General features: G+C 71.6%; 17 protein-coding genes, 1 tRNA gene and 1 pseudogene. 12 read left to right on the plus strand and 7 right to left on the minus strand.

Annotation, left to right across the window (positions count from 1 at the left end; all coding sequences use genetic code 11):
- Positions 1 to 424, minus strand: a pseudogene (locus tag B9S58_RS06010) (sporulation protein); the annotation flags it as partial.
- Between the two features lie 288 nt (positions 425 to 712).
- Here B9S58_RS06010 and B9S58_RS06015 point away from each other — a divergent pair.
- The 5 genes from B9S58_RS06015 (at position 713) to B9S58_RS06035 (ending at position 4,846) form a co-directional block, all read left to right on the plus strand.
- Complete coding sequence (locus B9S58_RS06015; RefSeq protein ID WP_103531091.1) at positions 713 to 2,050, plus strand: hemolysin family protein; 1,338 nt, start codon at positions 713 to 715, stop codon at positions 2,048 to 2,050.
- On the plus strand, positions 2,047 to 3,063 hold the full coding sequence (locus B9S58_RS06020) for a hemolysin family protein (protein WP_103531092.1): 1,017 nt from the start codon (positions 2,047 to 2,049) through the stop codon (positions 3,061 to 3,063). Before B9S58_RS06015 ends, B9S58_RS06020 begins: the two co-directional genes overlap by 4 nt.
- A 125-nt stretch (positions 3,064 to 3,188) precedes the next feature.
- Positions 3,189 to 3,809: an L-threonylcarbamoyladenylate synthase gene (locus tag B9S58_RS06025; protein WP_103531093.1), complete on the plus strand. Its 621-nt coding sequence runs from the start codon at positions 3,189 to 3,191 to the stop codon at positions 3,807 to 3,809.
- A 76-nt stretch (positions 3,810 to 3,885) separates the two neighbouring features.
- Positions 3,886 to 4,506, plus strand: coding sequence for a hypothetical protein (locus B9S58_RS06030; RefSeq protein WP_103531094.1), 621 nt, complete (start codon positions 3,886 to 3,888; stop codon positions 4,504 to 4,506).
- A 115-nt stretch (positions 4,507 to 4,621) separates the two neighbouring features.
- Positions 4,622 to 4,846, plus strand: a complete 225-nt coding sequence (locus B9S58_RS06035) for a hypothetical protein (RefSeq protein ID WP_103531095.1) — start codon at positions 4,622 to 4,624, stop codon at positions 4,844 to 4,846.
- Here the strand turns inward: B9S58_RS06035 and B9S58_RS06040 are convergent.
- From B9S58_RS06040 to B9S58_RS06060, 5 genes are all read right to left on the minus strand, one after another.
- Positions 4,831 to 5,400, minus strand: coding sequence for an AAA family ATPase (locus tag B9S58_RS06040; RefSeq protein WP_103531096.1), 570 nt, complete (start codon positions 5,398 to 5,400; stop codon positions 4,831 to 4,833). The two genes, B9S58_RS06035 and B9S58_RS06040, sit on opposite strands and share 16 nt — an antisense overlap.
- 41 nt (positions 5,401 to 5,441) lie before the next feature.
- Positions 5,442 to 7,118, minus strand: coding sequence for an ABC-F family ATP-binding cassette domain-containing protein (locus B9S58_RS06045; protein WP_103531097.1), 1,677 nt, complete (start codon positions 7,116 to 7,118; stop codon positions 5,442 to 5,444).
- Positions 7,119 to 7,424: 306 nt separating this feature from the next.
- Entirely contained in the window at positions 7,425 to 8,921 is a 1,497-nt protein-coding gene (gene mptB / locus B9S58_RS06050; RefSeq protein ID WP_103531098.1) for a polyprenol phosphomannose-dependent alpha 1,6 mannosyltransferase MptB, read from the minus strand.
- Positions 8,922 to 9,012: 91 nt separating this feature from the next.
- Positions 9,013 to 9,423, minus strand: coding sequence for an SRPBCC family protein (locus tag B9S58_RS06055; protein ID WP_103531099.1), 411 nt, complete (start codon positions 9,421 to 9,423; stop codon positions 9,013 to 9,015).
- Positions 9,424 to 9,484: 61 nt separating this feature from the next.
- Positions 9,485 to 10,495: an aldo/keto reductase gene (locus B9S58_RS06060; protein ID WP_103531100.1), complete on the minus strand. Its 1,011-nt coding sequence runs from the start codon at positions 10,493 to 10,495 to the stop codon at positions 9,485 to 9,487.
- Positions 10,496 to 10,669: 174 nt separating this feature from the next.
- On the opposite strand from B9S58_RS06060, the gene B9S58_RS06065 reads away from it, so the two are divergent.
- On the plus strand, positions 10,670 to 11,566 hold the full coding sequence (locus tag B9S58_RS06065; RefSeq protein ID WP_103531101.1) for a LysR substrate-binding domain-containing protein: 897 nt from the start codon (positions 10,670 to 10,672) through the stop codon (positions 11,564 to 11,566).
- 47 nt (positions 11,567 to 11,613) lie between these two features.
- Positions 11,614 to 11,689: transfer RNA gene (locus B9S58_RS06070), tRNA-Trp, on the plus strand.
- 17 nt (positions 11,690 to 11,706) lie between these two features.
- Here the strand turns inward: B9S58_RS06070 and B9S58_RS06075 are convergent.
- Positions 11,707 to 11,976, minus strand: coding sequence for a hypothetical protein (locus B9S58_RS06075; protein ID WP_030591879.1), 270 nt, complete (start codon positions 11,974 to 11,976; stop codon positions 11,707 to 11,709).
- 186 nt (positions 11,977 to 12,162) lie between these two features.
- On the opposite strand from B9S58_RS06075, the gene B9S58_RS06080 reads away from it, so the two are divergent.
- The 5 genes from B9S58_RS06080 to B9S58_RS06100 form a co-directional block, all read left to right on the plus strand.
- On the plus strand, positions 12,163 to 12,864 hold the full coding sequence (locus B9S58_RS06080) for a DinB family protein (RefSeq protein WP_258044199.1): 702 nt from the start codon (positions 12,163 to 12,165) through the stop codon (positions 12,862 to 12,864).
- Positions 12,865 to 12,882: 18 nt separating this feature from the next.
- Complete coding sequence (locus B9S58_RS06085; protein WP_103531102.1) at positions 12,883 to 13,716, plus strand: PP2C family protein-serine/threonine phosphatase; 834 nt, start codon at positions 12,883 to 12,885, stop codon at positions 13,714 to 13,716.
- A 63-nt stretch (positions 13,717 to 13,779) separates the two neighbouring features.
- Entirely contained in the window at positions 13,780 to 14,805 is a 1,026-nt protein-coding gene (locus B9S58_RS06090; RefSeq protein ID WP_181009200.1) for an MASE1 domain-containing protein, read from the plus strand.
- 287 nt (positions 14,806 to 15,092) lie between these two features.
- The gene (locus B9S58_RS06095; protein WP_103531104.1) at positions 15,093 to 15,287 is read left to right on the plus strand and encodes an antitoxin; all 195 of its coding nucleotides are present in this window, start codon (positions 15,093 to 15,095) and stop codon (positions 15,285 to 15,287) included.
- Positions 15,288 to 15,514: 227 nt separating this feature from the next.
- Positions 15,515 to 16,303, plus strand: a 789-nt coding sequence (locus B9S58_RS06100; protein WP_146063467.1) for an RNA polymerase sigma factor, incomplete at its 3' end; no start/stop codon positions are given.

A 16,303-nucleotide genomic window follows, 5' to 3' on the forward strand; every position in this document is an offset into this window, starting at 1 on the left:
GATGTGGCCGAGCTCCAGGCCTGCCGGCCTGAACACGTAGGCGAGCTGCCCGAAGGCCTCCAGGATCGCTTCCTGCGCGGGCAGCAGGCCCACCGGGAGCTCGTCGAGGTCGCCCTTGCCCCTGGCCCCCGCGATCTCCAGCTCCGTCCGGAGGCCGAGCACCGACCCCAGCGGCCGGCCGTGGAGTTCGATGATCGGTGTCTCCCGCGGCAGGGTGACGGTGAACGGCACGGCGTGTTCGGCCTCTTCCGCCAGCCGGAACCCGCCGCCGACGGTGAACCGTTCGAGGACGACCGTGTCCTCGTGCTCCTCCTCCTGGTCCTCCCTCTCGACCCCGGCGACGAGGAGAAGGGAGATCCGGTCGACCGACAACGTCCGTCCCGTCGCCACGCAGCCGGACTTCCCCGGAGAGGAGGTCGCCGGGCGGAATCCTGGAAGCAGTGGAGGATTCCCCGAGCCCACGACCACTGAGCACAGTTCCAGCCACCAAGAACGCGGATGACGTGACCACCCGAGGGCGGCACCGTGTGACACTCACCACTCCCCATTGCTTTGCGTTCCCTTTACTATCTATAGGGCGGGTTCACACCCGTCTCCCACCGTCGATCCCGACGCCCCGAACAGAGAAGGAGCTGCGCACCGCAATGGGTGAGCCTCCCAGTACGAACCGTGTCATCCCCGACCCCGCGCACCAGGGGACGGAGGTGACACGGTGAGCGAAGTGATCCTGCTTCTCCTCGCGCTCGCGCTGACACTTGCCTGTGCGGTGTTCGTCGCGGCCGAGTTCTCGCTGACGACCATCGAGCGCAGCGAGCTCGAGCGTGCCGCCAAGGCCGGAGAGCGCGGTGCCGAGAGCGCGCTCAAGGCCGCCAAGCGGCTGACGTTCCAGCTCTCCGGAGCCCAGCTCGGCATCACCGTGACCTCCCTGGTCATCGGCATGCTGGCCGAGCCGTCCCTCGCGGTGCTGCTGCGCGGCCCGCTTGCGGACGTCGGGCTTCCGGCCGGCGCCGTGTCCACGGTAGCCACCCTGCTCGGCGTGGCCGCCTCCACCGTGGTCCTCATGGTCATCGGTGAGCTGGTCCCGAAGAACTGGGCGATCTCCAGCCCGCTCACGGTCGCCAAGGTCGTCTCGACCCCGCAGCGGGCGTTCACAGCCGCTTTCGCCCCGCTGATCCGACACCTCAACAACACCGCGAACCGCGCCGTACGGCGGCTGGGCCTGGAGCCGGCCGAGGAGCTGGCCTCCGCCCGTACGCCGCAGGAGTTGATCGCTCTCGCCCAGCACTCCGCACGCGAAGGCGCCATCGAGCAGGACTCGGCCGAGCTGTTCGTCCGCACCCTGCACCTGGCGGAGCTGTCCGCCGAGAACGTGATGACGCCGCGCGTCGACGTCCGGGCGCTGGAGGCGCACGCCACCGCAGCCGACGCCGCCAACCTCACCCTGGCCACCGGCCTGTCCCGCTTCCCGGTATACCGCGACAGCCTGGACGAGGTCATCGGCACGGTCCACATCCGCGACGTCCTCGCCCTGGACGAGTCCGAGCGGTCCCGGACCCCGGTCACGGCACTGGCGACCGAGCCGCTCCTGGTGCCCGACTCGCTGCCCGTGGACCGGCTGCTCGCGCAGTTGCGCAAGCACCGGACGATGGCGGTGGTGATCGACGAGTACGGCGGTACGGCAGGAGTCGCCACCGTCGAGGACATCGTCGAGGAGGTCGTCGGCGAGGTCCGCGACGAGCACGATCCCCATGAGCGTCCCGACCTCGCACCGGCCGAGCCGCTCGGCGACGGGCGCCCGGTCTGGGAGGCCGAGGGCAGTATCCGGCTGGACCAGCTCGACCGCATCGGCTTCCGCGCGCCGGAAGGCCCGTACGAGACGCTCGCCGGTCTGCTCGCCAACCAGCTGGCCCGCATCCCGGTCCGTACGGACCGGGTGGAGTTCGACAGCTGGCAGTTCGACGTGCTCGACATCGAGCACCACCGCGCCGACCGGGTCCGGATCACCGCGCCCGTGCCGGCGCCGGTCCTGGTGCGGGAGGACGCCCGATGACCGCCATCCAGCTCGCCATCGGCGCGCTCACACTGCTCACCAACGCGTTCTTCGTGGGGGCGGAGTTCGCCCTCATCTCGGTCCGTCGCAGTCAGATCGAGCCGCAGGCCGTACGGGGCAGCCGACGCGCCAAGAGCGCCCTGTGGGGCCTCGAACACCTGTCGGCCGCCATGGCCACCGCGCAGCTCGGCATCACCATCTCCTCCCTGGTGCTGGGTGCCGTCGCGGAGCCGGCCATCGCCCATCTGCTGGAACCGCCGTTCGACGCGGTCGGCGTGCCTGAGGCGCTGGTTCACCCGATCGCCTTCGTGATCGCGCTGACCCTGGCGACGTATCTGCACATGCTGATCGGCGAGATGATCCCGAAGAACATCGCGCTGGCCGCCCCCGTCGCCACCGCACTGGCGCTCGGGCCGTCCCTGGTGGGCCTGACGCGGGCGCTGCGTCCGGTCATCTTCGGTATCAACGCCTTCGCCAACATGCTGCTGCGGCTGCTGAAGGTCGACCCCAAGGACGAGGTCGCCTCGGTGTTCACCGACGACGAGCTCGTGCGGCTGGTGAAGGACTCCAGCGACGCCGGGCTGCTCGCCCCGGCCGACGGGGAGCGACTGCGGGACGCGCTGGAGCTCGGTACCCGGCCGGTCGGCGAGGTGATGGTCCCGCTGAACCGGACCGTCACCGTCGACCTGGGCATCACTCCGCAGGGTCTGGAGCGGGCCGCGGTCGCCTCGGGCTTCTCCCGGCTGCCGGTCACCGGACCCGACGACGGGCTGCTGGGCTACTTCCACATCAAGGACGCCCTCGGCGTCGCGGAGCGCACCCAAGCGCTGCCCAAGAGCGCCCTCCACCCCGTCATCCGGGTCGAGATCGACACCCCGCTCGACGACACCCTCACCGCGATGCGTGCCGCCGGTACGCATCTCGCGGCGGTCGCCGGGGACAAGGGCACGGTCATCGGCTTCGTGACGATGGAGGACGTACTGGACGAGCTGGTGGGGGCCGCCGCGGTCTGACCGGCCCGGCGGTGAACACCACCGCACCAAGCGGAAGAAGAGGCGGCCCGTCGCACGACGGGCCGCCTCCCGCGGTTTCCGGCACAGCACCCTGCCTCTCCCGCCCGAGCGCGTAAGCTCGGCGGATGGCCAAGTACTTCGACGTGCACCCCGCGAATCCCCAGCCCCGCACCATCAGCACGGTGGTCGACAGCATCCGGTCCGGTGCGCTCGTCGCGTACCCGACCGACTCGTGCTACGCGCTGGGCTGCCAGTTGGGCAACCGTGACGCCCTCGGCCGGATCCGGTCGATCCGGAACCTCGACGACAAGCACCACTTCACGCTGGTGTGCCACGACTTCGCGCAGCTGGCGCAGTTCGTCCGCGTGGACAACGACGTGTTCCGGGCGGTCAAGGCGGCGACGCCCGGCAGCTACACCTTCATCCTCCCGGCGACGAAGGAGGTGCCCCGCCAGTTGCTGCATCCGAAGAAGAAGACGGTCGGTGTGCGCATCCCCGACCACGTCGTGACCCAGGCGCTGGTCGCCGAGCTCGGCGAACCGCTGCTCTCCAGCACCCTGCTGCTGCCGGACGAGGAGGAACCGCTGACGCAGGGCTGGGAGATCAAGGAGCGGCTCGACCACGAGGTGGACGCCGTCATCGACTCGGGCGACTGCGGCACCGAGCCGACCACGGTGATCGACTTCTCCGGCGACGAACCCGAGATCGTACGCCACGGAGCCGGGGACACGTCCCGCTTCGAGTAGCCCGTACGGCGGCGGGGCCCCGCCGCGCCGGTCGCCGGTCCTTCCCCGCCGCCCATGACGGGGGAAACTGGCGGGCGTGACAGGTGAGCGACTGCGGTTCGACGGCTGGATCGCCGGTGTGGGGACCGCCTCGGGCACCCGGTTGGTGGTCGGGCACTGGCCGGATTCACCGTTCGGGGCGTTCAGCGACGTCATGGTCGAGCATCCCGACGGCGAACGGGTCCTGCTGGCCCCGTCCCGGCGGATCGCGGACTTCGTGGCCGCCACGTACCTCTTCGACCGGATCGAGGTGGTGCCCGTGACCGTCCTCGTCGTCGGCGACACCTGGCTCGTCGAGGCGGGGCAGCTGCGCCTTCGGCTGCGGACAGGCCGTCGGTCCGTCCTCGGTCTGCTGCTGTCCGCCGTACCGGCCCCGCTCGCCCGCAGCCCGCTCTGGGCCGCGCTGTGCGACGTACCGGCCCGGTCGCTGATGCCCGGCGTACGCACCCTGGGCCGCGCGGGCCCGGGACGGCGGGAGTGGTACGGGGCGCGAGGTCTGTGGCCGGTCGTGGCCGCAGACGCCGTGCTGGACGGAGTGAGCCTGGGCGCGCTCGCGCCGCTCGATCCGCCGGTCGCCTTCGGGTTCGGATCCGCCCCGCGCAGCCCGTCCCTGGTGCGCGTCACCACAACGGTGGAACTCGGGGCCGCCGGGCGGTGAGGGCCTCCGCGGCGCCCGGGCGGGCGCCGGAGCCTTTTCCGCACCGGCTGCTGCTCGTTCGCGGAGGGGGGCGGCCGGGGATGCGAGGGGGCGGGGCGCGTCGCAGGGTGAACCCATGGCAAATCCCCCGATCGTCATCCACCGTCCGACCCCCTCGGGCGGCCGCCGGGTGACCGTGCACTACGAAGGCCGGGACGAGATACTCGGGCTGGCCCACAGCGACCACGACGTCATCGTGTTCCTGAGCGAGGCCGGCCTCGAAGAAGCGGACCGGATCCTCGACAACCCGGTCTGGGTGGAATGGCGGGGCGGGCGGGCCCACCTCTACGAGGCGGCCTGAGCGGCTGTGCCACCCGCACCTCGCGCACCGCCAAGGCCGTCGAGGATGACCGAAACCGTCTCCTCGGGCGTCTGACCGGAGCTGTCCAGCCACAGGCCGATGCGGGGAGTCCCGCTCCGCAGATGCACGTCGAACGCCTCGACCGTCCACTCCTCGTACCCCGTCTTCCCCCGCGCCTCCTCCCTCTCGCGCACGGTCCCCGGTGAGGGGGCGAGCACGACGACATGGAGCGGGCGGGTGCGGACCCGGCCGATGTAGCGGGGCAGGTCGTCGCCGAGGACGATGTCCTGGACGACGGCCGTCCAGCCGTCCTCCGCGTAGGCTTCGGCCACCTGGGCAGAGATCCGCTGGCGCAGGTCGAGCTGGCTCCGGGCCTCCTCCGCCTCGTCGGGTGTCATCTCGGCGCGGCCGGAGACGATCATGCGGCGGAAGACGTCGCCGCGCACATGGACCGCTCGCGGCAGACTCTCCGCCAGGAGCTGGGCGACGGTGGACTTCCCCGCGGCCATCACTCCGGTGATCAGCACGACACAGGGGCCGAGGCCGGCGCCCATCCGGGTCTCCTCCTCTCCTGCTCCGGCGTTCCCCGCCCGCCTCATGCCGTGCCCACCGGGGTGGACTCCGGGCTGCCGAACAGTTCGCGGACCTCCTCGGCGTCGGACTCCCGCAGTGCCTCGTCCAGCAGGATCCAGCGGGTGATGCCCACGGATTCCAGGAACGGCAGGTCGTGGCTGGCGATGACCAGGGCGCCCTCGTAGGACTCCAGGGCGCTCGTCAGCTGCCGCACGCTCGCCAGGTCGAGGTTGTTCGTCGGCTCGTCCAGCAGGAGCAGCTGCGGGGCGGGGGCGGCGAGCATCGTCGCCGCGAGCGCGGCCCGGAAGCGTTCGCCGCCCGAGAGCGTCCCCGCCGGCTGTTCCGCGCGGGCCCCCTTGAAGAGGAACCGGGCGAGCTGGGAGCGGATCTGGTTGTCGGTGGTGCCCGGGGCGGTACGGGCGACGTTGTCGGCGACGCTCAGCGCGTCGTCGAGGACGTCCAGCCGCTGCGGGAGGAATTTCAGCGGCACCGCCGCCGTGGCCTCTCCGGTGGCCGGCTCGATCTCCCCGGTGAACGTGCGCAGCAGGGTCGTCTTGCCGGCCCCGTTGCGGCCGACCAGGGCGATGCGTTCGGGTCCCTTCACCTGGAGGCTGCCCTCGCGCAGCCGTCCGTAGGGGAGGCTGAGGTCCCGTGCGGTCAGGACGGTGCGGCCCGCGGGTACGGCGGTGTGGGGCAGGCTCACCTTGATCTCGGCGTCCCGGCGGATGGCTTCGGCGGCTTCCTCCCTGCGCTCGCGGGCCTCGTCGAGGCGGTCCTCGTGCAGCCCGCGCAGCCGGTCCCCGGATTCCTGGGCCGAGCGCTTGCGTTCCCCGGCGACGATGCGCGGGGCCTTCCGCTGGCCGTCCAGTTTCTTGTCGTGGCGGTGGCGGCGGGCGACCTTGACCCGGGTCTCCTCCAGTTCGCGCTGTTGTCGGCGTACGTCGGCGTCGGCGGCGCGCAGCATCCGCCCGGCGGCCTCCTGCTGGGTGGCGAGGGCCTCCTGGTACGCGGACCAGCCACCCCCGTACCAGCTCACCGAGCCCGATCGCAGTTCGGCGATGCGGTCGACCCGCTCCAGCAGGTCCCGGTCGTGGCTGACGACGATCAGGATCCCGGAGCGCCAGGAGTCGACGGCGTCGTGGAGCCTGCGGCGGGCGGTCAGGTCCAGGTTGTTGGTCGGCTCGTCGAGGAGAAGGACGTCCGGACGTTCCAGAAGCAGCGCGGCCAGGCGCAGCAGGACGGTCTCCCCGCCGGACAGCTGACCTACGGTGCGGTCCAGTTCGACGTCGCCGAGCCCGAGGGAGCCGAGGGTTGCCAGGGCGCGTTCCTCGACGTCCCAGTCGTCGCCGACCGTCTCGAAGTGCTCCTCCCGTACGTCTCCGGATTCGATGGCGCGCAGGGCGGCCCGCCGCTCGGCGATGCCGAGGGCCGCGTCGACGCGCAGGCCGGTGTCAAGGGTGATGTTCTGGGGCAGGTAGGCGAGGTTCCCGCCGACGGTGACGGAACCCGCCGAGGGGTGCAGGAGCCCGGCGAACAGGCGCAGCAGGGTCGACTTTCCGGCCCCGTTGGCGCCGGCCAGGCCGGTGCGGCCCCGGGGGACGGTGAGGGAGAGTCCGTCGAAGAGGTTCGTGCCGTCGGGCCACCGGAAGGTGAGATTGGAGGCGGCGGCGGAGGCGCTGGGTGCAGTGGGATGGCTCATGTGGTTCTCGCAGTCGGAAGGCGAAGGAGCGGGGGCTTCGTATGCGAACAGCACGCGGCGACCCGGCCGAGGGCCGGAAAAGGGTGGGAAGAACGGTCCTGTGGAGTGAGGGACGGCTCTGCACCGAGGTCGCATCCACGCGGAAGTCACGGGCGGCAGGCATGCCGACCGAGTCGTGACCTTGTACGGGCCAGGGCCGTACCGCGCGATGATCGCGGACCTCAGATGCGCAACGTCCACCTCTATCGGAGACAACAGGACCCGTTCAGCGTAGCCGAGGATCTTGCCGTGCGACGAGGGATTTACCTACGGAGCGCTCTGCGGAGACGGGGCTGGTACCTCGGCGGGGGCGCTCCCGGCGGTCGCGTCCGCCGGGCCGCGCTGGCCGGGCAGTCGGACGCCGGGCGGCACGACGGCTGTCCGCCGGACGGCGAGCGTGCCGAGGACGGCGGCGAGGCCGGCGAGGGCGAACCCGTAGGGCGGGGTGGCTCCCATGGGGTGGGTCTCGTACACCAGTGCCGCCGAGAGCACGATCAGGACGGCGGAGAGGCGGCCGTACTGTTCGGTCGCGGAGACGACGGCGATGCCCCACAGCAGGTACCAGGGCTGGACCATGGGTGAGAGGGCGACCAGGGCGAGCAGCGAGAGGCCGAGCGCGTGGGCGGGCGTCACACCGCCGCGCATCGCACGTCGGGCCAGCACGAGGATCAGGGCGAGCGCGGCCGCCAGGCCCAGCGTCCGGACGGCGGACTTGACCGGCTCCGCGTCGACGTCCAGGAGGAGGTGGGCCAGCTCTCCCAGTCCGAGGCCGAGGTCGCTGGTGACGGAGAGCGCGGTGTGTATGTTCGCGGCGACGCCCTGGGTGTGGAGCCAGCCGAATCCGGCACCGCTGATCAGCGTCGCCCCTCCGGCGACCGCGCAGGCGACCAGGCCGGGCGCGAGCAGCCCCTTGGACCGGCGGCGCCACTGGGGGCCGGTCGCGGACGCGTGCACGAGGACCCCGATGAACAGGAGCGCCACGGCCGCCGGTGACTTCACCATGATGGCGAGGCCGACCAGGGCGCTGCCCGCGATCCACCGTCCGCGCAGGGCTAGCACCAGGCCGGCGAGCATCAGGCCGATCATCAGCCCGTCGTTGTGCACGCCGCCGACCACGTGGATCAGCAGCAGCGGGTTGAGGGCTCCCAGCCACAGGGCGCGGCTCTCGCCGCGGCCGTGCTCGCGTGCCAGTCGGCGCAGGGCCCAGACGATCAGTACCAGGGAGGCGAGTGCGACGATCCGCATCGCCAGGACGGCGGGGACGATCGTGCCGCCGGTGGTCCGGGCGACGGCTGCGGAGAGCAGCAGGAAGAGCGGTCCGTAGGGGGCGGGGGTGTCGCGCCAGTGGTTGCCGACGCTCGCGGCGGCGTCGCCGCCGATTCCACCGGGGTCCAGGGCGGAGGGGCCGACGGTGTAGACGTCGTGTCCTTCGACGACCATCGAACCCTGGGCGATGTAGCTGTAGACGTCGGCGCTGTAGAGCGGGGGCGCGAGCAGGAACGGGGCGGTCCACCAGGCGAGGGTGACGAGGGTGTCGCGGACGGTGGAGACGGTCTTGCCGTACTGCCACCAGGCCACCACGAGCACGGTCAGTCCGGCGTAGGCGAGAACGGCGGCGGCCGCTTTCGTGGCGGACCCGTGGTCGACCCACAGGCCCCAGGGGTCGTGGACCGGTAGCTTCCCGGCGAACCAGCCGCCGCCGACGACCGCCAGGGATCCTGCCGCACCCAGCCGACGGTGCCCGACCGCACTCAAAGCCCACATGACCGGCCAAGCTATCGGACGGCCGGGCCTGCCCCACAGCCGCTCCCCCGGCTTGCCGGACGCCCGGAGGGTCTCCGGGCGTCCGTGGCTTTCAGCCGGCGAGCGACTGCGTGAGGGCGGCCACGCCGTCGGCGGAGACGCCGTGGAAGAGGGCGGCGGCCTCGTCGTCGCCGATCCCGTCCGGGGTGAAGGTGCCGGACCACTCGACGCGCGCCCGGTCCGGCGCCGAGCCCTCGCGCACGGCGATGGTGGACAGATAGCCCGTGACCGGGAACGGGGCCCGGAGGATGGAGCAGCTGCGCGACGCGTTGTCGAAGGCCTCGAGGCGCTCCACGATGACGCCGCCCCCCTCGTTGACGAGGGTGCGGACGCGGCCGCCCTCGCTCAGTTCACTGGCCGGGATGTACGGGAGCCAGTCGGGGAGGGAGCCGAAGCCGCCGATGAGCTGCCAGACGCGGTCGGCGGATACGGGGAGTTCGGTGGAGGCGGTGGTGCTGGTCATGGATGACTTCCTGGAGGTGTCGGCACCCGGTGCGGTGCGGGATGCGTGTGGTGCTGTGGGTTCAGACGGTGGGGACGGGGGCGTCGCCGGAGACCAGCTTCTCCTCGCGCAGAGCCGCCCAGAAGGCCTCGGGGATCTTCTCGTCGAGGGCGGCGAGATCCTCGGCGATGCGGCTGGGCCGGGTCGCTCCGGGGATCGCCGCCGCCGTGGCCGGGTGGGCGAGGGCGAACTGGAGCGCGGCGGCCTTGATGCCGATGCCGTGCTGTTCGGCCAGCGCCTTGAGGCGCTCCACCTTGGTGACGATGTGCGCGGGCGCCTTCTGGTATTCGAAGTGCGCGCCGCCCGCGAGGATGCCGGAGCTGTACGGTCCGCCGACGACGAGGTCGACGTCGTGCTCGGCCGCCGCCGGGAGAAGCCGCTGCAGGGCGCGGTCATGGTCGAGGAGGGTGTAGCGGCCCGCGAGGAGGAACGCGTCGGGGCGCGGTTCGTCGAGGTCGAGGGTGAGTTCGAGCGGCTCGACCTTGTTGACGCCGAGGCCCCAGGCCTTGATGACGCCTTCCTCACGCAGCCGGGTCAGGACCCGGAGAGCGCCGGTGCGGGCGCTTTCGAAAGCCGCGAGCCACTCGTCGCCGTAGAAGTCCTGGACGACATCGTGGACCCAGACGATGTCCAGGCGGTCGGTGCGCAGCCGCTTCAGACTGCCCTCGATGGAGCGCAGGGTGGCGTCCGCGGTGTATTCGTTGATCATCTTGTTGGGGCGGCCGTGCTCGAAGAGTCCGCCCTTCTCGCCGAGGTCGCGGGAGGCGAGGTCCTCGGCCTCGTCCAGGACGACCCGGCCGACCTTGGTGCTGAGTACGTAGGCGTCGCGCGGGTGCTGGGCGAGGGTGTCGCCGAGCCGGACCTCGGAGAGGCCGGCGCCGTAGAAGGGGGCGGTGTCGAAGTAGCGGATGCCCTGGTCCCAAGCGGCCTGCACGGTGGCGGCGGCCTCGTCGTCGGGGATCGCCCGGAACATGTTGCCGAGCGGTGCGGTGCCGAAGCCGAGGCGGCCGGGGAGGAGGTGGGTGATGCTCATGTGTGCGTCCTTGTTTCTGCGCGGGAACCAACCCTTTACGCCGCTTTGATCAGGAGATATCCCGTTGCGCACGCTCTGTCGGCCTTACGCATTCGAGGTTAGGATCGGATGTTGAGACTGTCCAAGACACGTTTGGGCTGACTTGAGTCTCCGAAGGTCTTACAAGGACGTGCCATGCTCGATCTCCGCCAGCTCCGCTATTTCGTCGCCGTCGCCGAGACGGAACACGTCGGCCGCGCCGCCGAACAGCTCCACATCTCCCAGTCGCCGCTCAGCCGGCAGATCGCCCAGCTGGAGAAGGAGCTCGGCCTGGTCCTGTTCGAGCGGGACCGGCAGCGGATCCGCCTGACGGCCGACGGCCGTGTCTTCCTCGCCGAGGCCCGGGCCCTGCTGACCCACGCCGGACGACTGGAGAACCTGGGACGCCGGCTCGGGCGGGGCGAGGAAGGCGGGCTCTGCGTCGGCTACGTACCGGACGCCATGCACACGGGTCTCCTGCCCGCCGCGCTGCGCACGCTGCGCCTGGAGCGGCCGGGGATCCATGTGGCGCTGTACGGGCAGCAGAGCGCGGAGCAGTTCGAGGGGCTGCGGCAGCGCAGCCTGGACATCGCGCTGGTCCAGGAGCCGCCGGCCGAGGACGATCCGGATCTGCGCTCGGCGCTGTTGTTGGAGGACCCGCTTCTGCTCGTGCTGCCCGCCGGTCATCCGCTGGCGGACAAGGCGGACCTCGTGCCGGAGGACCTGGACGGGCAGCCATGGATCGCGGTGGAGAGCAGCCGGGATCCGGCCTGGCGCGACGCGTTCGTCGCCTCGTGCGTGGCGGCGGGATTCACCCCGGACATCACGCTGGACGCGGCCGAACCCCTCACCGCGCTGGGGCTCGTCGCCTCCGGGTTCGGCCTCGCGCTGGTGCAGCGGAGCATGGTGCGGGGCACGGCACCCGGCGTGGCCGTACGCGAACTGCCCTGGCGCAGCGGGTCCGCGCGGCTGTGGGCGGCCTGGCACCGCGTCGATCTGCGGCCCGTGGTGGGCGCCTTCCGCGCCACGGTGCTCAACGCGGCACCCGCGTAAACCTGTTGGCGGGAGCGTCGAGGCGTGTCAGGCTTCACCCGTGACCAAGGGGCGTAGCTCGGCGGCCAGAGCGGCGGTCTCCAAAACCGTATGTCGCAGGTTCGATTCCTGCCGCCCCTGCCATCACCACCCGGCCTCCGTCATCGCACGTCGCCGCGCCAGTCCCACTGGTGGCTGTCCGGCGACCGTGGCCCGTACTCGGCACGTCCGCCCGGACCATAGGCACCGATCTCGGTGACCAGCCCGACGCCGTCGCGCAGGTCCGCGTCGCCCCACCCGGTGACGTCGAGCAGCAGCCCGTCGAGCGGGCCGCCGACCAGTTCGCGGTAGTCGTGGCCCGGCCTCGGCCCTGGGTGGGGGTCGTCGTGGTCGGTGCCGTACACCCGTCGCTGCCTCATCAGCTCGTCCATGCGGGCAGCATCCCACCGGGCACTGACAACGGCTCGGTACGAGGGTCCATCCGGCCTCCGGCGACCGCCCGTCACCGCCCGCCGTCCGGCCGTCCTCCGCCGTCCGGCCGCCGATCCGGGCCGGCGGGCCGGCAGCCGCCGGAAAATGGGCGCGCGCCCGCCCGTCGCCTGTGGCACGCTCCACCGATGACCCTCCCACAGCGCCTGATCCCCTTGCTGGAGCAGTTCGATTTCTCCTGTGAGCGGCTCCTCTGCCGTCTGGCCGGTCCCGTCATGGACAGCGGCAACGGCGTCGACATCGGCGTCACCCCGCTCGGCGACGACGAGCACCTCTGGGAACCCGTGCCCGAATGCTGGTCCGTACGCCACCGCGGCGACGGCCCCGGGGCGCGGGCAACCGTTCTGGCGGGGGCCGGGGACTGGGGCCGGGACGCGGCGGACTCCCCGCACCCGTTCCCTCCGCCGTCCACCACCATCGCGTGGCGTCTGAGCCACCTCGCCGAGATGCTCACCCTCCGTGCCAACTACACGCATGGCAGCAGGTCGCTCACGCGCGACGGCTACCGTACGCCGGGGGACGCCGCCGGGGCGGTGGCCGCCTTCGAAACCGCGTCCGCAGCCTGGCGCGAAGTCCTGCTCACCGCCGACGACGCGGCTCTGGACACCGTCGGGTACAGCACGTATCCGAACGGCAGCGACTCCGAGGACCTCTTTGTCGACACCGTCTGGTGGGTCAATCAGGAGGTGCTGCACCACGGCGCCGAGATCGCCCTGCTCCGCGATCTGTACCGCGCCGGCCTTCCTGAGCGGCGCCCCGGCGGCCGTGGGCACGCGGAAGTCCCCGCAGTCGCCGCTCAGGGGCGCTCGCCATATGATTCAGGGACTTAACGCACCGCGGAGCGGCACATGAACCGGCGTCGGACTCCCCGCTCAGCTAGCGCCGAAGACCTGCTCAACACCCTGCAGAACCTCACGGCCCGCGCTCGGCGCGAAGTGGAGTTCCACCAGGCCAGGGTGGAACTCGCGCAGGCACTCCAGCGCGACATGCTTCCGGCGACCCTGCCCACGCTCGCCGGCCTCCAGACCGCGGCACGCTACGCACCCGCCCGCCACGGTCTGGACATCGGCGGCGACTGGTACGACGGTTTCGCGCTCGCGGACGGGGCTCTCGCCTTCGCCATCGGCGACGTACAGGGTCATGACGTCGAGGCGGCTGCCTTCATGGGGCAGGTCCGCATCGCGATGCGGGCCATCGCGGGCACGGCGTCAGACCCGGGCGAGGTTCTGGGCAGGACGAACGACCTGCTGCTGTCCGTGGACTCGGGGCTCTTCGCGACCTGCACGTTTCTGCGGCTGGACCCGACGACCTGGGAGCTGCACAGCGCGCGGGCCGGGCACGTGGCGTGCGTGTGGGCCACCACGGAGGGCCGGTCCGGCGTCACGGAGGACCCGGGCGGCATGCCGCTGGGCATCGAGCCCGGCGAGGGATATCCCGTCACACGGCGCACCCTGGACTCCGACGGGGCGATCGTGCTGCTCACCGACGGGGTCGTCGAGGGGCCGTCGCTGCTGATCGAGGACGGTCTCGAGCGGGTCCGGCAGCTGGTCGCCGCGCACGTCGGGGCGAGCGCGCCGCAGCTGGCCGACGACGTCCTGGGCGCGGCGGAGCTGACGGGGCACGAGGACGACGCCGCCGTACTGGTCCTGCGGCATGCCGCCGCCCGGCGCGGACCGCGGTGACGCCGGACCGTACCGCGCGTGTCACCTGCCGACTCCCGTCGCGGTCGGTGTCTGATGAGTGGTGTGATCCACAGCAAGGAAGCCAGACGCCGGGCCGTGTACATGGCGCAGGTGCTGGGCGTGGCCGGCGCCTACTACCTCTCGGGACGGATCGGGCTGATGCGCCAGGTCGTCGTGGACGGCGCGGTCGTGACTCCACTCTGGCCGCCCACCGGCATCGCACTGGCCGCGCTGCTGTGTTCGGGCGTCCGAGTCTGGCCGGGCATCGCGCTGGGCACACTGGTCACGGTCTCCGAGATCGGCGACGCGTTCACGGTGAGCAGGCTGGCCATCATGTTCGGCAACACGGTCGCGCCGCTCGCATCGTACGCACTGTTGCGGAAGGTGGGCTTCCGCAGTGAGCTCGTCCGGCTGCGGGACGGGGTCTGTCTGGTCTTCCTCGGCGCGTTCGCGGGGATGCTGATCAGCGCCACCATCGGAAGTTTCACGCTGCTGCTCGACGGCAAGGTCCCGCCGGGACGGTTCTGGCTGGTCTGGTCATCCTGGTGGGCGGGGGACGCGATGGGAGTCCTGGTGGTCACCCCGGTGCTGCTGGTCCTGCGCGGGGTGCGGTGGCCCCGCCCGACCGACCGGTGGCTGGAGGCCTCGGTCCTCGCGGTCGTCGTGGTCGTGTCGTCGTTGATCGCCACGCACAGCTCGCTGTCGATGATCTATCTGGTGTTCCCGGTGATCATCTGGGCGGCCCTGCGCTTCCAGTTGCCCGGCAGCGCACCGTGCGCCCTGGTCGTCTCGGTGCTCGCCATCCTCGCCGGTACGGATGGCCTGGGGCCGTTCGCGGGGCACAGCCTGATGGAGATCATGGCCAATCTTTCGCTGCTCAACGGATGCGTCGCGCTCACCGCACTGCTGCTCGGGGCCACCGTCGCGGAGCACAAGAACATCCGCCGTGAAACGGAGAACGCCGTCACGGAGCTGGAAGCCCTGGTGGAGCAGCTCGCTCCGCTGTCGGGGCCCGCCGCCGCACGGCACGAGGACAGACCGTGGCGGCACGGCCCGCTCGACGGCGGCCCCCACCCGGACCGGTACTAGGCGAAGCCGGCGCCGGGGTCAGTACGGCAGGGGGCGGCCGGACGGGGTGCGCAGATCCAGCGGCGGCGGCCCCGAAGGGGGCGGGGGACGACGGACGACGACTCGGATGCGGCCCATTGCCACCACCTCCTCCTGGTCATCCGGTATGTGCCCAGTCGGAGCGGCTTCACACTTCCCGCCCGCCCCGGGCCGCCTGTGCGCGTCCTCGCGGTCTCCCGGCGCGGATGCGGGCCGGGTCCGGTGCGGTGACCCTTGACGTGGGGGCGCACAGTCGAGAAGGAGGGCGTATGTCCGCGCTGGACAAGATCAAGAAGATGTTCAAGGGCCACGAGGGCCACGTCGGCAAGGGCGTCGACAAGGCCGGCGACATGGTCGACGACCGTACGGAGGGCAAGTACAAAGGCCATGTCGACACCGCCCAGGACAAGCTCAAGCAGCAGTTCGGGGCGGACCGCGACCAGGACGGGCCGCCCCGCAGCTGAGCCGCCACGCCGGTGACCGGTCGGCCGGAGGACGGCCGCCACGCCCCGCACGCCGGTCCGTGCCACGGATGGTGACATGTGGCACGGACCAGCGTGCGGGGGTATAGACCCATATGCGCGGGAAAGTTTCCGGGGTTGCCCGCCGGATTCTTGTTATCGTCCCGCCCGCACCCCATCTCCCGAGTGTGGGAAGTGACAGCACCCGACCCCGGAAGAGTGAGCACAGCATGGGCAAGGATCACCCGTCGGTCTTGATCGCGGCGGCGCAGGGCGGCGACCAGCAGGCCAAGGACGAGCTCGTCTCGGCGTACCTGCCGCTGTTGTACAACGTCGTCGGACGCGCGTTGGACGGTCATGCGGACGTGGACGACGTGGTGCAGGAGACGCTGCTGCGCATGCTCCGGGGTCTGCCCGAACTGCGTGACCCGGAGCGTTTCCGTTCCTGGCTGGTGGCGATAGCCATGAACGAGATGCGCACGCACTGGCGCGAGAGGCAGTCGGGTGCGCTACCGGCGGACCGGCTGGACACCGCGTACGACCTGCCGGATCCCCGCGCGGACTTCGTCGAGGTGACGATCCTGGAGCTCGGCCTGACCGGCCAGCGCCGGCAGGTGGCGGAGGCGACGCGCTGGCTGGACGAGGACGACCGCGCGCTGTTGTCGCTGTGGTGGCTGGAGACCGCCGGGCACCTGTCCCGGGCCGAGGTAGCCGCCGCTCTCGAGCTCTCCCCGCAGCACACCGCCGTACGGGTGCAGCGGATGAAGGCCCAGTTGGAGGCGGCGAGGGTCGTGGTGGGCGCGCTGGCAGCCGAACCGCCGTGCGTGCTACTGGAAGGCGTCACCGCCGGCTGGGACGGCGACCCCTCCGCCCTGTGGCGCAAGCGGCTGGCCCGCCACGCCCGCGAGTGCACGGTGTGTTCGGGGCACGGCTCGGGTCTGGTGCCCGCCGAGGGGCTGCTCGTGGGGCTCGCGCTGGTCCCGGTGGCCGGGGCGGCGGCGGGGTCGGGGGCCGCTCCC

The organism is Streptomyces sp. SM11, assembly GCF_002910905.1.
GTDB lineage: Bacteria > Actinomycetota > Actinomycetes > Streptomycetales > Streptomycetaceae > Streptomyces.

Coding starts and splice junctions, on each gene's coding strand:
- B9S58_RS06020 (WP_103531092.1), top strand. CDS start 2,047: ATGACCGCCATCCAGCTCGCCATCGGCGCGCTCACACTGCTCACCAAC.
- B9S58_RS06025 (WP_103531093.1), top strand. CDS start 3,189: ATGGCCAAGTACTTCGACGTGCACCCCGCGAATCCCCAGCCCCGCACC.
- B9S58_RS06035 (WP_103531095.1), top strand. CDS start 4,622: ATGGCAAATCCCCCGATCGTCATCCACCGTCCGACCCCCTCGGGCGGC.
- B9S58_RS06040 (WP_103531096.1), bottom strand. CDS start 5,400: ATGGGCGCCGGCCTCGGCCCCTGTGTCGTGCTGATCACCGGAGTGATG.
- B9S58_RS06045 (WP_103531097.1), bottom strand. CDS start 7,118: ATGAGCCATCCCACTGCACCCAGCGCCTCCGCCGCCGCCTCCAATCTC.
- mptB (WP_103531098.1), bottom strand. CDS start 8,921: ATGTGGGCTTTGAGTGCGGTCGGGCACCGTCGGCTGGGTGCGGCAGGA.
- B9S58_RS06055 (WP_103531099.1), bottom strand. CDS start 9,423: ATGACCAGCACCACCGCCTCCACCGAACTCCCCGTATCCGCCGACCGC.
- B9S58_RS06060 (WP_103531100.1), bottom strand. CDS start 10,495: ATGAGCATCACCCACCTCCTCCCCGGCCGCCTCGGCTTCGGCACCGCA.
- B9S58_RS06065 (WP_103531101.1), top strand. CDS start 10,670: ATGCTCGATCTCCGCCAGCTCCGCTATTTCGTCGCCGTCGCCGAGACG.
- B9S58_RS06075 (WP_030591879.1), bottom strand. CDS start 11,976: ATGGACGAGCTGATGAGGCAGCGACGGGTGTACGGCACCGACCACGAC.
- B9S58_RS06080 (WP_258044199.1), top strand. CDS start 12,163: ATGACCCTCCCACAGCGCCTGATCCCCTTGCTGGAGCAGTTCGATTTC.
- B9S58_RS06085 (WP_103531102.1), top strand. CDS start 12,883: ATGAACCGGCGTCGGACTCCCCGCTCAGCTAGCGCCGAAGACCTGCTC.
- B9S58_RS06095 (WP_103531104.1), top strand. CDS start 15,093: ATGTCCGCGCTGGACAAGATCAAGAAGATGTTCAAGGGCCACGAGGGC.